11 protein-coding genes are annotated in these 13,651 nt (G+C 38.4%); 2 read left to right on the top strand and 9 right to left on the bottom strand.

Going from position 1 to position 13,651, the window contains the following annotated elements:
* Nucleotides 1–80: 80 nt before the first annotated feature.
* Together GQR56_RS18485 and GQR56_RS18480 are read right to left on the bottom strand one after the other, a co-directional pair.
* The gene (locus GQR56_RS18485) at nt 81–716 is read right to left on the bottom strand and encodes a sulfotransferase (RefSeq protein WP_166114234.1); all 636 of its coding nucleotides are present in this window, start codon (nt 714–716) and stop codon (nt 81–83) included.
* Nucleotides 717–741: 25 nt separating this feature from the next.
* On the bottom strand, nt 742–1,116 hold the full coding sequence (locus GQR56_RS18480; RefSeq protein ID WP_166114231.1) for an MAPEG family protein: 375 nt from the start codon (nt 1,114–1,116) through the stop codon (nt 742–744).
* Between the two features lie 161 nt (nt 1,117–1,277).
* Between GQR56_RS18480 and GQR56_RS18475 the strand changes: the two genes are divergently transcribed.
* Nucleotides 1,278–2,630 carry a DUF2254 domain-containing protein gene (locus tag GQR56_RS18475; RefSeq protein WP_166114228.1) on the top strand — a complete coding sequence of 451 codons (1,353 nt, stop codon included), beginning with the start codon at nt 1,278–1,280 and terminating at the stop codon, nt 2,628–2,630.
* A gap of 4 nt (nt 2,631–2,634) precedes the next feature.
* Here the strand turns inward: GQR56_RS18475 and GQR56_RS18470 are convergent, their stop codons facing one another.
* The 3 genes from GQR56_RS18470 to ggt form a co-directional block, all read right to left on the bottom strand.
* Nucleotides 2,635–3,360, bottom strand: coding sequence for an SIMPL domain-containing protein (locus GQR56_RS18470; RefSeq protein WP_166114225.1), 726 nt, complete (start codon nt 3,358–3,360; stop codon nt 2,635–2,637).
* A 153-nt stretch (nt 3,361–3,513) separates the two neighbouring features.
* Nucleotides 3,514–5,208 carry an NAD-dependent malic enzyme gene (locus GQR56_RS18465; RefSeq protein ID WP_024612526.1) on the bottom strand — a complete coding sequence of 565 codons (1,695 nt, stop codon included), beginning with the start codon at nt 5,206–5,208 and terminating at the stop codon, nt 3,514–3,516.
* 286 nt (nt 5,209–5,494) lie between these two features.
* Nucleotides 5,495–7,267, bottom strand: coding sequence for a gamma-glutamyltransferase (ggt, locus tag GQR56_RS18460; RefSeq protein ID WP_166114222.1), 1,773 nt, complete (start codon nt 7,265–7,267; stop codon nt 5,495–5,497).
* Between the two features lie 64 nt (nt 7,268–7,331).
* Between ggt and rrtA the strand changes: the two genes are divergently transcribed.
* Nucleotides 7,332–7,955, top strand: a complete 624-nt coding sequence (gene rrtA, locus GQR56_RS18455; protein WP_240920952.1) for a rhombosortase — start codon at nt 7,332–7,334, stop codon at nt 7,953–7,955.
* An 88-nt stretch (nt 7,956–8,043) separates the two neighbouring features.
* Here rrtA and GQR56_RS18450 read toward each other — a convergent pair whose 3' ends face one another.
* The 4 genes from GQR56_RS18450 to purE all read right to left on the bottom strand — a co-directional run bounded on the left by GQR56_RS18450 (nt 8,044) and on the right by purE (nt 13,612).
* A complete protein-coding gene (locus GQR56_RS18450; RefSeq protein WP_166114219.1) occupies nt 8,044–10,551 on the bottom strand; it encodes a prolyl oligopeptidase family serine peptidase in 2,508 nt (835 codons plus the stop codon).
* Nucleotides 10,552–10,686: 135 nt separating this feature from the next.
* The gene (locus GQR56_RS18445; RefSeq protein ID WP_166114216.1) at nt 10,687–11,853 is read right to left on the bottom strand and encodes an endonuclease/exonuclease/phosphatase family protein; all 1,167 of its coding nucleotides are present in this window, start codon (nt 11,851–11,853) and stop codon (nt 10,687–10,689) included.
* A 125-nt stretch (nt 11,854–11,978) separates the two neighbouring features.
* The gene (locus GQR56_RS18440; RefSeq protein WP_166114213.1) at nt 11,979–13,127 is read right to left on the bottom strand and encodes a 5-(carboxyamino)imidazole ribonucleotide synthase; all 1,149 of its coding nucleotides are present in this window, start codon (nt 13,125–13,127) and stop codon (nt 11,979–11,981) included.
* Between the two features lie 2 nt (nt 13,128–13,129).
* Nucleotides 13,130–13,612, bottom strand: coding sequence for a 5-(carboxyamino)imidazole ribonucleotide mutase (purE, locus tag GQR56_RS18435; RefSeq protein ID WP_024612520.1), 483 nt, complete (start codon nt 13,610–13,612; stop codon nt 13,130–13,132).
* Between the last annotated feature and the right edge of the window lie 39 nt (nt 13,613–13,651).

The raw sequence follows: 13,651 nt of genomic DNA, 5'->3' as shown, positions 1-13,651 counted from the left end.
TTTGACTTAGCCCACTAGGTTACAAATCTCGCGCCGCGATTAAATAGCCCCTAGTTTGAACAAGTTTTAATCCGCAAAGATCAACAGACCCTAGTATATGGGAGTAATTTATCAATACGTCCTTTAGCTGTAGACTCTATTTTTAACGGGTGTTTAATATCGTTCCATGCGGTGACTTTGCCGCCCATATTCATTTTTTCAAAATCTGTTTTATCACTTTTTAATTCTAAAAAGTCACACAACTTTTTATAGCTTTCAGGCTTTGCTATATCAATTGATAAAAAATCGTGACCACGATTATTAAAATGTGCTTTAGCACCCTTAAAATGCTCTTCATAGCAAGATTCCAAGTAGCTATCGTCATTAATTTTATTCAACGATAACTCACTAAACGTATTTAAATAACAACGTTTTATATGAATATTAAAACCACCATCGGCACGCGTTAAATTAGTGTGCATACGTGTTAATAATTGCTTTATTGAAGGCAGCCAAGCTGCAAGCTCTCGCTCTAAATATATAAACTTTGAATTAGGGTAATGTAAATCAAGGGTTTTGTAGTCGTTAAAAATGGGGGTATCTGCAATTGCAGTCGCGTTATTGAAGCAAAAATTAGTATACGCGGTATGTGCTGTAGCTACACCACACTCTAATAAAGTGTGGCATACGCTGGTTGTGCCGGTGCGTGGCAAACCTATAATAAATATTTTTTTCATCTTTTAAATCAGGCAATAAATAATATTAACTATTACGAGTAATCAGCATTACAAATGCACTAATAATTATAACTAAAAACGTTAATACAGCGCCAATTTGGCGAAATCTCATGTTTTTTTCTACAATGCCCGAATTATGAAATACACGTCCTACTAATAGCATCCCACCTAGTATATGACAATAATGACTAGCAAGACCTTGATACTCAACTAAAAAAAGTAAAATAATAGCAAACGGTACATATTCCATAAAGTTGCCATGAGCTCGTATTGCACGCTGAAGGCTCGGCTCACCGTTGTCACCTAATGATACTTGTTGTGCTTTGCGTAGTTTTATTACGTTAAAGCTTAAATAAATATAGTAAAACGCAAGTAGTGCTGCATAAGTTGAAATTATCACAGTGTTGTCCTGTTATTATTTTAATGTTGTTAGTGTTTATTGTGTAGCAATGTATAGCGTCATAATAATAACACATAATATGGCATGCATTATCATAAGTTTAATGTACAAATATGCTAAGGTATTGTTTATACACCCGTATAATAATACGTAAGGATTTTATGTTTGTACCACGTAAAGTAGCCGACAGTTATCGAGAGATGATCAACAGTATTGGCTTTTACCCTTCAATGCTCTCAGTTGGTTTTTTAGTATTTGCTATTGTTACTATGTCGGTAGAATATTTAGCGCCTATTGAGCAATTAAAGTCGTTCATATCTGTTGTGCTTGTTGATAGTGCCGAAAACGCGCGTACTATTTTAAGCACCTTAGCAGGCAGTATTATTTCACTTACTGTGTTTAGTTTTTCTATGGTTATGGTTGTTTTAAACTCAGCCAGTGCCAGCTTATCACCTCGCGTTGTGCCAGGGCTTATAACGCGTAAATCGCACCAAATGGTATTAGGGTTTTACTTAGGTAGCATAATCTATTCTATTATTATGCTTATAAATATTAATAAACTAGATGGTGGCAGCACCGCTATTCCATCAATCGGCGTATTGTTTGCACTTATATTTGGTTTGATTTCATTGGGTTTATTTGTATTTTTTATACATTCAATTTCTCGTGCCATTCAGGTAGACAACGTGTTAAATGGCTTATTTAGCCAAACTAAAAACGAAATTAAAACAATAATACAAAGGCAACAAGATAACCCTATTGAAGACTTTCCTGATTTTAGCCAGTGGCACTCTATTAGCAGTAAAACCGAAGGGTATTATAAAGGCGTGCATACCGATAAGCTGTGTGCCATTTTAGCTGGGGAAGATATAAAGGTGTATATATCTGTTAACCAAGGTTATTTTACGGTTAAAGGCTATCCGTTTTTAAAGTGCAATAAAGATATAGCAAACGATGAAGAGCTGATAAATAAAATTCTCGACTGTTTTATTTTTTATATAGAAGAGTATATAAGCGATCATTATCGTTATGGGTTAACACAAATATCAGAGATTGCTGTTAAAGCAATGAGCCCTGGGATAAACGATCCTGGTACTGCAGTTAAATCAATTGATATGCTAAGTATTTTGCTTATTCAACGACTTTCAATTAACGATATTAATTACTCGTTTAAGCACAGTGATAACAATCCACTGCTTTATCTGCACGAAACAAGCTTTGATGAACTGCTACACGACAACTTTACACCGCTGCGTAATTACGCCAAAGGCGATGCATACGTAATGACGAACGTACTTGAGGCATTTAAAAATATTTTGTTTATTGCCCATAAAGATACCAATGCAAGAAACAGCTTATTTAATTATTTAAATGCGATTGTTGATGACATAAATGAACATGTAACAAATGAGTACGACAGGCGAGAAATTACTAATATGCTTAACTCTATTGCCCGTATTAGCCAAGAGCAAGGTGAAGAGTTAGTAGCGCGTTTTGAGCGCCACCAAAAATAAAATTTTAATCTATATAGTAAACAGCATAGCTTGAAGCTGTTACTTTAATCTCTCCTGCATAATAGGCATCAGGTACATAGTTACTTGGTGCGCTATCAGCCATCATTACTTTTTCTGCGCGCATATAAGGCTGTGATTGCACGTTAAGTGGGCTTAGTGACGCGCTGTACAATCCTTTTAAGTCAACGCCATAATCTTCACTAAACTCTTTTGCTGCGTCACGTGCATCTTTAATTGCTAACTTTTGCGCTTTTTTATGCAGCTCGTTGTAGTTACTTGCTAAAAAATGCGTTTGATTAATTTCGTTAATACCGTTGTTAACTAAGCTTTGTAGTAGCTCTGGGTATTTATTTATATCGCTGAGTTTTACAGTTAGCGTGCGAGAAACCTTAAAGCCGTTAAACTCTTGATTACCGGTAGTGCGGTTATATTGGCTATCTCGATTTATTGAAATTTGCCCCGCGTTTATATCATTCTCCAAAACACCAATTTCTTTTACGAGTTTAATTGCTTTAGCGATAGTTAAATCGGTTTTATTTTTAGCCGCAATTAAATCTTTATCAACTTCTGTAATTCCAACGCTAAGTTGTACGTAATCTGGCATTGTTGTGAGTGTGGCTTCGCCTTTAACATAAATATGAGGGGCGTCGGGGGTCGCAGCAGCGAGTGTATCAAAGCTAAGAACGTTTAAAGCCAGTGCACTACCTAAAACGAGAGTCAGTGTTTTCATAAGTCGATCCTTTAATTTTGTAAATGCTATTAAAGACCTTACGTGGTTAATTAAATATGAACAAGCACAAAAAAACAGGCAATTGCCTGTTTTTTGTTAAGCGTTGTAACTAATGCTATTACGCCATTTACTTTAAATTACGTATAGCCGTGATTAAACACTACAACGTTTGTAATTACGGTATTTTGGTAACCAGTAATTTCTATCGATTGCAGCCCATAGCGCATCATCACAAATCTCAAGGGCAACGCCCTCTTCAATTGCTTTTTTAGCAACTGCAAAGGCAATTCGCTTACTTAGCGTTTCAATTTCAGTAAGCGCTGGTAATAAACTACCTTTACCTGTGTTTGCACGCGGTGAAGACTCAGCAAGCATTTCGCTAGACACACTTAGCATTGCATCCGTAATACGGGTTGCTTTAGCCGCAATAACACCCAAACCAATACCTGGAAAAATATAACTATTGTTACATTGTGGGATTGGGAAAATTTCACCGTTATATTCAACCGGATCAAATGGGCTACCGGTTGCAACAAGTGCTTTACCGTCGGTCCATTTAATTACATCTTCAGGAAGCGCTTCTACCTGCTTAGACGGATTACTTAATGGGAAAATTACAGGCTGCTCACAACCAGCATGCATTGCGCGTATTACTTGTTCTGTAAATAAACCCGGTTGACCAGATACACCAATTAGAATGTCTGGCTCTGCACAGTGCATAACATCAAGTAATGACGCGTATTCACCGCTGTAAGTCCATTCGCTTAAGTTATCTTGCGGTTGAGCCAATGCTTGTTGGAAATCACGTAAGCCTTCCATTCCCTCAGAAAGTAATCCAAAACGGTCAACCATAAATACTTGGCTACGCGCTTGAGCTTCAGTAATGCCTTCAAAAACCATTTGGCTAATAATTTGCTCAGCAATACCACAACCAGCAGAACCTGCACCAACAAAAACTACTTTTTGCTGGCTTAGCGTTGAATTTTTAACACGACATGCAGCAAGTAAAGAGCCAACAGTTACAGCTGCAGTACCTTGAATATCATCGTTAAAGCTACAAATTTCATTGCGGTAGCGCTTAAGCAATGGCATTGCATTTGGTTGTGCAAAATCTTCAAACTGAAGTAACACACTAGGCCAACGGCGTTTAACTGCTTTAATAAATAAATCTAAAAACTCATCGTACTCATCTTGAGCAATACGTTTATGACGCGCACCCATGTACATAGGATCGTTTAAAAGTTTTTCGTTATTAGTACCTACATCAAGCATTACAGGTAATGTATATGCTGGGCTTATACCACCACACGCAGTGTAAAGTGATAATTTACCAATTGGGATACCCATACCGCCAATGCCTTGATCGCCAAGACCTAAAATACGCTCGCCATCGGTTACAACAATAACTTTTACTTTGCCTTTTGTAGCGTTACGTAAAATGTCGTCAATTTGGTAACGATCGTCGTACGAAATAAATAGACCACGTGCACTGCGGTAGATATCTGAGAATTTTTCACAGGCATCACCCACTGTTGGGGTATAAATAATTGGCATCATTTCTTCAAGATGATCGCGCACTAAACGGTAGTAAAGTGTTTCGTTATTATCTTGAATCGCACGTAAGTAAATATGCTTGTTAAGGTTGTCAGTAAAGCTTGAGTACTGCTGGTAACAACGTTCAACTTGCTCTTCAATCGTTTCAAAGCGAGGAGGAAGTAAACCAGCAAGATTGAAATTTTCGCGTTCTTTTTTGCTAAAGGCACTGCCTTTATTTAATAGCGGAGTTTCAATTAGGCCAGGGCCAGAATGGTGTATGTAAAGATAATTTGGATCAGTATTTGTTGTCATATTTCCAGGCTTTAACGAAGTCTTAAGTTATGATCTGCCATTATCATTGTTAAAGGTTTAATTGCAATGAATATGAAACTTGTCAGACCAATGAGAATATACAAATACGAGCTTTACTCGTTCTTGTATTATACCCAAGCTGCCTTAAGATGCGAGTTTCAGTTGGAATTAAACGTTATTTATGCAACCCATTGATTGTAAATAATAGTCACCCTATTACTAAAATCAAAAAAGCAGCATAAATAACGTCTAAACTCTCTTTAGATGGCTTGGGTATTTATATAATTTAAAATTTGATAGTGGCGTTTTTCTTCGTTAAATCAGACAACGCAACACCTTCGCGACGAGGGTCGGCACCGCCATACAGTTTGTTGTTTTTCACTTCAACAGCATGTAAGCCTGAGTTTAAATCGATAACGCGCACATTATGCCCACGTTTAGTTAATGCAGGTGCAATCGCTTCAAGCGCTGTGCCTTTTTCAAGACTGGTGTAATCGTTACGATTTGTTGTACGAGGTAAGTTAATCGCATCTTGCGCTGATAAATTCCAATCAATAACACCAACCACCACTTGTGCTACGTAATCAATAATACGACTACCACCTGGTGAGCCTACAACTAAACGTAAGCTGCCATCTTTATTAAATACCATTACGGGTGACATAGAGCTACGCGGGCGCTTACCGGCTTCTACACGGTTAGCAACAAGTTTGCCGTTAATGCGTGGAGAAAGCGAAAAATCAGTTAATTGGTTATTTAAAATAAACCCGTTAACCATAACTGTAGAGCCAAATGCCATTTCAATAGAGCTGGTCATCGACACTGCGTTACCTTTACTATCTACAATCGATACGTGCGAGGTTGACGGCAACTCATAAGAATCATCCATTGCATAACTTAAATACCCGACTGGATTACCGGCTACGGCTTTTTGGTCTGTTTCAGTAATTAATTTAGCGCGTGATGCAATATAGTCTTTGTTTAGTAACTCTTTTGTTGGTACTTGCGTAAAGTCGGGGTCGCCCATGTATACATCACGATCAGCAAATGCAATACGCGATGCTTGGCTAAAGTAATGAATTGCTTTTTCGCCATTTGGTTTAAGGGCAGCCATATCTTTATGCTCAAGCAAGCCTAGCATTTGCAGTACCGCTACACCGCCACTGCTTGGTGGTGCCATTGAACATACGTTATAAGCACGGTATTCAATACATACGGCGTCTCGTTCTTTACTTTTGTAATCAGCTAAGTCTTGTACGCTTAATTTACCAGGTGCAATTTTAGAGTTTTGAACAGCATTAACCATTTGTTTAGCGTTATCGCCTTTATAAAACGCATCAATACCCTGTTTTGCAATGTCTTTGTATAAATCAGCAAGTGGCTGGTTTTTTTTAACCGTGCCCGCTTCAATTAATTTTCCATTAGGGTAAAAATATTCGTTAATTACCGGCATGCTCATTACACCCGGATTTAGTTGGCGCGCTAATAGGCCGTGTAAACGAGGCGACACCACAAAACCCTGCTCAGCAAGTTCTATTGCGGGTGTAAATAATTCACTCCACGCCAAGGTGCCGTATTGTTTATGTGCACTAGCAAAAGCATGTAAAATACCTGGTACGCCAACAGAGCGTCCGCCAACAACAGCTTCAATCCATTTTACTGCTTTACCATGTTTATCTAAAAACAAGGTTTCATCTGCATCTGCAGGTGCAGTTTCACGACCATCAAAACTTGTTAGCTTATTGTTTGCTTTGTTGTAATACATCATAAATGTACCACCACCAATTCCCGACGATTGCGGTTCAACTAAGGTAAGTACTAGTTGAGTAGCAATAGCAGCATCAACTGCGCTACCGCCTTGAGCTAAAATACGTTGCCCAGCTTGAGAAGCATATGGGTTTGCTGCTGCAACCATATACTTATCACCAGTCACAACTTGTTTATGAATAAGACCTGTTGCTGCTTCTGGTTCGCGAGTTTCAATTGTTTGCTGTGCAAAAGAAGGCAATGTTACCGCGCACAGGCTAATGGCAAATAATGAGTTAAGTTTAAAATGCATAAAAATACTAAAAACACTTAATTACGATGAGGTAATTGGCATCTTAAAGTTAAACGGGCACAATATGCAAAAATTTATACTAAAAAATTACAATAAAATGTTTAATTTACCACTACAACCACGTTATTTATTACCGCCTATAACTTTGCTGCTTTTTAGTACCATTTTTGCTGCATTTGATTTAAATAATTTACTTGAATTTAACCGACCTTTAGTTAATCAAGGAGAGCTATGGAGAATATTTACCAGCCAGTTTGTACATGCTAATTGGGCTCATTTAGGTTTAAATGCCAGCGGTGTTTTCTTAATTTGGTTGCTACATGGTGAATACACATCCCCTACTCGCTATACATTTAATGTATGTACGTTGGCACTTTGGTGTGGTTTAGGTGTGTACTGGTTTTGTCCAAGTATCCATATTTATACTGGTTTAAGCGCATTGCTTCATGGCGTGCTCATTTGGGGCGCAGTTAAAGACATAACCGTAGGGCTTAAATCGGGTTATTTATTATTTATTGGTGTATGGATTAAAATAGCGTTTGAGCAATTTAGTGGCCCTAATGCTGATATAGGCAAACTTATTAACTCTACTGTCGCTATTGATGCGCATTTAATTGGCGTAATTGGCGGCACTTTATTAGCCATACCGCTGGTTGTTGAATACTTAAAAAAGAAAGGCGAAGTGTAATTTTTGTTCAATCCAAAAAACGCCGCGTTAGTTTATTTAACTAACGCGGCGTGTTTGTTTTTATACTTTAAGAATTAAGAATTAAGAATTAAAGTGTTTCTTTAAATAACTTATAAATACGACGATATTCGTCTAACCAGCTTGAAGGCTGAACAAAGCCATGTGGTTCAACAGGGAATATAGCTGTTTCAAAGTTTTGTTTTTCAAGCTCAATTAAACGCTGCACTAAACGTACTGAATCTTGAAAAAACACATTATCGTCAACCATTGGTGAATTAATTAATAAACGTTTGTTTAACCCCTCAGCGTAGTAAATTGGTGAGCTGCGCTCATACGCGATAGGGTCAACATCAGGGTGGTTTAATATATTAGCCGTGTAACCTGTATTGTAATGTGCCCAATCGGTAACAGGTCTAAGTGCAGCACCCGATTGAAATAGCTCAGGCGCAGTAAACAATGCCATAAAGGTCATAAAGCCGCCGTAAGAGCCCCCATAAGTACCCACAGCTTTAGTATCAACATTAGCGTTCGCTGCCATCCATTTAACGCCATCGGCTAAATCTTGTGTTTCTGGTGTGCCCATTTGACGATAAATCGCAGTACGCCAATCACGCCCGTAACCTTTAGATGCACGATAATCCATGTCCATTACTATATAACCTTCATCTGCAAGTAATGAATGAAACATAAATTCACGAAAATAAACCGAAAATCCCATATGTGAGTTTTGTAAATAACCCGCACCGTGGTTAAAAATAACCGCTTTGCGGTTTTTGCCTACTTCACCCTCTACGTAATCAGCTGGGTAATACACTTTTGCATATATTGGTTGATCTGTATGGCTCGATGGCACAGCAACAATTTTAGGTGCAGTTAGTTTTTTAGCTAAAAACTCATCCGACACAGTGTGTGTTAATCGCGTTGCTTTTGTATTTGCTTTAGCATCTGCTACATAAAGCTCATTAGGCATTGTAATTGTTGAGTGCTTAAGCAGTAACTTGCTTTCATCTGGGCTTAACGTGTAATCGGTCATACCATTTAAATCAGTTACTTGCTCGCTATTACCTGTTTGCGGGTTTACACGGTAAATTTCGTACAGACCTGGGTGCTCAACATTCGCTTTATAGTAAATTGCGCTGTCGTCGCTGGTAAGCGTTAAGTTAGAAACTTCAAATTGACCTTGTGTTAGCGCGGTTGCTTTACCATTTACGGGCTTTTTATAAAGCTGGCTGTAACCTGACTCTTCCGATAGGTAATAAAGCGTGTTTGAATTGTGTAGCCACCCAAAGTCGTTAAATGCGTAAGCAATCCATGCATCGTCATGCAGGCGATGTTGCGACACAAGTTTATTGTTTTTAAAATCAACGTTCGCAAGCCAACGGTCTTTGTTGTCCCACGCTTCAAGCATGACAGCTACTTGTGAGCCGTCATCGTTCCATACTATTGGGCTTTGCTCAAAACCCCAGTCCATAATAAGGTTAATGCCACGCGGCACCTTTTTAGACTTATATGTTTTGCCTATCCGTGCGTAGTTTTCTTTTTTAACTGCGGCTAAAACATCTTCATCAAAGCCCGGTAAAGTATCAAAACTAAGTGATGTTTGCTCTTTGTTAGTTAAATTGATGTACACAAGCTGCGATGTTTCTTCTTTAGCATCTGCAACACGACGGCGTGCTTTTTTAGGCTCTATGGTTGCGTCATCAGTGATGTAATTTGGCATAATATCGCCCTCACCACGCCAATCACTTTGCTTTTGTACAACGACTAATAACGCATCGCCATTTGGTGAAAGCTGTGCCTCTGCAACTTTATTACCGTCACCTAAATAGTAAGCGGTGTTAGCAATTGAATCGTTTTGCTCATTAATTTGCTCATTGCGTGCTTGCTTATCTTTTTTGTTTTTTTGTTTTAGCGCCACAAATTTAATAAGTTTATGCTGCTCTTTAGCAATATAAGTGCTTGGTTCTTCAATACCTTTTGGCTCATCAGCAAGTTTTAAGTTCGCAAGCTCAGTAGTTAAACCTGTTTTTAAATCAACTTTAAAAAATACATTACCTTGGCGATAAACTAAATCGCCATTATTTAAAAATTGTGGTTTAGACTCACTCGCTGATGTAGCTGTAATTTGTTTAAGTTCACCGGTTTTTAGGTTTTTAACAAATACATTGCCCTTAAACGTATAGGCAGCCATTGTTTTATTTTTTGAATAAACGGCTTTATTTGAGCCCACAGTATGAAGTTTATTAAGTGCTACTTGCTCTGCTGTTTGGCTGGTAACTGATTGGCTAAATAAATCGCGTAGTGTATTACCTTGCTCTTTTTGAGCATAAATAATAGTAGCCGAATCGCTCGCCCAGTAAGCACGCTCAGGTTGATTACCCATCCAATCAGGATCGGCCATTGCTTGCTCTAGTGTTATATTTTGCGAGCCAGTATCTGCTGGCGTGTTTACAACCGCAGCAACATTAGTTGCTGGTAAAGCACTTTGCTGTGTTGGAGAAGAAGTGTTTGCTGTAGCAGCACAACCTGCAAGCATCACACTTGAGGCAACAGCTAATGCCACTAACGTTTTAGATGAAGAAAAATTAAAAATCATAGTGCTTCTATACAGTTATTATAATTAGACCGTATTTAAGCAGAAGCACTCAAGTTATTGCAATTTTTTAAGATAAATAGCTATTAAACAAGGTAAAGCTCAGTTTAATAGCGCTTTACAGCCGTTTGGTTATGCTTATTCAACTATTAAATCAAGCCAAACCAGTCGATGATCGCTTGAAGCGTTTCTATCTTCAATTAAACGGTATTCATCGCTTGTTTTACTTGGCCAAAACACACCGCCGTTTTTAATTTTTAATCCATAATTTGACGGTAGTACGTAATCTACTCGAGCCTGCCAATTTGCACTGTAGTTTTGCCCATAAGGTACACTGCTATATTGCTCTTTAGCGCCTGTACTTTTTGGAGTAAAGCTGGCGTTAATGAGTGGATTTTTAAGTATTTGATCGGTTGTATTAGTACGTGCTTTATCGCCCTCGGGAGCTGCATTTAAATCGCCTAAAATAACAAAGCGAGAATCGGCTTTTAGCCCCCCTTTTTTACCTTGGTCATCGTAAATATAATTAGCATTTGCTACATAATCGGCAATTAGCCTTACTTCGTCATGATTACGTTTACCATTACGATTTTCTTCGCCATCAAACACCGGTGGCGTTGGGTGCGATGCAAGTACATGTATGGTCTTGTTGTTTACAGTAACAGGTAAATCCCAAAACGACTTAGAGCTCAGTCTCAGTGCTTGCCATTCTTGCTCGTTATACCAGTTTTCGCCTGTTTTAGGCATTAATGGCATTTGCGCGTTAGGCATGTCTTTGTATTTAAAGGTTTGCAACGTTCTTATTTTATCAAAATCAATTGGGAATTTAGAAAGCACGGCCATGCCGTAATGCCCTTCAAAAAAGCCAAAACCTTGTGCATCGCCCATTACGCCATTTTTTTTACCATCGTTATCTAAATCAAATTCTGTTGCTAAACCGGTGTTAACAGGCGCTATATAAAAATAAGGATAATTTATAGCATCTTGCTTTTGCTGACTTACATTTAAATAGTGCTTATTAAAGTACTCTACACCTTGCTCTTTAGGTACAAAATCAAACTCATTAAGTAAAATAATATCAGGACGAACACGTTGAATTATTTCAGCAATATTTTTAATTTGTTGGTTATTTGATTTAAGTGCGTTAACCAAGGCATCGCTTTTAACTTGCTCGCCTTTAGGTGTGTGATTTGTTGCATCCATACTGACATTAAATGTAGCAACACGAAGAGAGTCTGATGCAAATGCACTTATACTGAAAGAAGCCGCAACAAGTATTGCGCTATAAATTGCTTTAAGTTTCATTAAATAATTTCACTGTAAAATTGTAGACAACTTTATTATTTCACAAACTCGATAAGCAAGCGCTTTATTTAATCAAAAAAAATGCCGAGCAAGCTCGGCATTTAGTAAAACAAAGAATTAATTGTTTAATGTAAAATTAGGTTTGCAGCCGCTTTTAAAAGACCTGGGTATTGTTCCTCAGGTAAATATTCAGTGAGCACTCCAATTTTATCAGCCAAATCGTTCATACTATCTGCCGATACGTTTATATGACCCATTTTACGTCCAGGCTTTGGTGTTTTGCCATACCAATGGCTCGTAACATCAGTGCACTTTAGTACGTCAGCTGGAATGCTTGATTGACCAAGAACATTTATCATTGCGGTGATTTGTTTAAGCTCAGTGTTACCCAAAGGTAAGCCTGCAACAGCGCGCATGTGGTTTTCAAACTGCGAACAATGACATCCCTGCTGCGTCCAATGACCAGAGTTATGAACACGTGGAGCAATTTCGTTAACAAGCAAAGTGCCTTGTACGTCAAAAAACTCAATAGCTAACACGCCTACATAATTAAGTTCATTCGCTAAATTTGTAAATGCAGTAGTGGCTTGAGTTTGCACGCTATGATTATTTTTACCTGCAATAGAAAACGTTAGCACACCATCTGTGTGCTCATTTTCTGTTAATGGGTATATAGCAACGTTACCGTGTATATCGCGTGCGCCAATAATAGAGACTTCGCGATCAAATGGGATCATTTTTTCTGCAATAATAGTGTGCGGTGCTTGCTCTGTGCCAGAGGCAATAAAGTCTGCCATTTCTGACCAAATTTTATCTATTTCTAAGTCAGATTTTAAACGCCATTGACCTTTGCCATCATAACCCGCTTGGCAAGTTTTAATGACTAATGGCTTACCTAAACTTTTAACAGCTTGTTCTAGATGCGCTTTTTCAGTAATTAATTGATACGCCGCACACGCTACGTCGGTTTTATCAAGTAATGCTTTTTCAAGAGCACGGTCGCCGCCAGTTTTAATGGCCGCTTTTCCTGGGTAAAACTTATTGCTATTACAACAAAGTGTTAATACATCATCAGGAATGTGTTCAAATTCTGCTGTAATTGCGTCAGCGTCTACAATAGCCTGCTCTAGTGTGGTTGTATAAACCTCACCAGTTAACGGGTGCATGATTTTTTTGCTGCCTACATCGTAAGCAACCACATTTAAATTAAGTGGTGCACCGGCAAGGCTCATCATTCGAGCTAATTGACCAGCACCTAAAATTAGAATATTCATTATTACTCTGCAGGATTTGGATTAGCTAAAATAGTCTCGGTTTGTTGTTTACGAAACGCTTCAATTTTTGCAAAAATTTCTGGATTTTGACATCCTAAAATTTGCGCAGCTAATAAACCTGCATTTGCAGCACCGGGCTCGCCAATTGCTAATGTGCCTACTGCAACGCCTTTTGGCATTTGGCAAATAGACAGTAACGAATCAACACCGTTTAATGCTTTTGATTTTACTGGAACACCCAGTACAGGAAGCGAAGTAAATGCAGCCGCCATACCTGGTAAATGCGCCGCGCCGCCAGCACCCGCAATGATAACTTTAATGCCGCGATCTGCGGCTGAACTTGCGTAATCAGCAAGTAATTGAGGAGTTCGGTGTGCAGACACAACTTTAGTTTCGTACTTAATGCCAAAGTGTTCTAGCATAAGTGCTGCGTGTTCCATGGTTGGCCAATCTGATTTAGAACCCATAATAATGCCAACAGTCATAAATATTCCTCAGTAATGTATTTTCAAAATAGCGGACTT

It is taken from the genome of Pseudoalteromonas sp. Z9A5, assembly GCF_011378875.1.
In the GTDB taxonomy this organism is placed as follows: Bacteria; Pseudomonadota; Gammaproteobacteria; order Enterobacterales; family Alteromonadaceae; genus Pseudoalteromonas.
The sequence above is the reverse complement of the archived record's forward strand: the minus strand, read 5'-3'. Positions and strand labels throughout refer to the sequence as shown.

Coding starts and splice junctions, on each gene's coding strand:
- GQR56_RS18485 (WP_166114234.1), bottom strand. CDS start 716: ATGAAAAAAATATTTATTATAGGTTTGCCACGCACCGGCACAACCAGC.
- GQR56_RS18475 (WP_166114228.1), top strand. CDS start 1,278: ATGTTTGTACCACGTAAAGTAGCCGACAGTTATCGAGAGATGATCAAC.
- GQR56_RS18470 (WP_166114225.1), bottom strand. CDS start 3,360: ATGAAAACACTGACTCTCGTTTTAGGTAGTGCACTGGCTTTAAACGTT.
- GQR56_RS18465 (WP_024612526.1), bottom strand. CDS start 5,208: ATGACAACAAATACTGATCCAAATTATCTTTACATACACCATTCTGGC.
- ggt (WP_166114222.1), bottom strand. CDS start 7,267: ATGCATTTTAAACTTAACTCATTATTTGCCATTAGCCTGTGCGCGGTA.
- rrtA (WP_240920952.1), top strand. CDS start 7,332: ATGCAAAAATTTATACTAAAAAATTACAATAAAATGTTTAATTTACCA.
- GQR56_RS18450 (WP_166114219.1), bottom strand. CDS start 10,551: ATGATTTTTAATTTTTCTTCATCTAAAACGTTAGTGGCATTAGCTGTT.
- GQR56_RS18445 (WP_166114216.1), bottom strand. CDS start 11,853: ATGAAACTTAAAGCAATTTATAGCGCAATACTTGTTGCGGCTTCTTTC.
- GQR56_RS18440 (WP_166114213.1), bottom strand. CDS start 13,127: ATGAATATTCTAATTTTAGGTGCTGGTCAATTAGCTCGAATGATGAGC.
- purE (WP_024612520.1), bottom strand. CDS start 13,612: ATGACTGTTGGCATTATTATGGGTTCTAAATCAGATTGGCCAACCATG.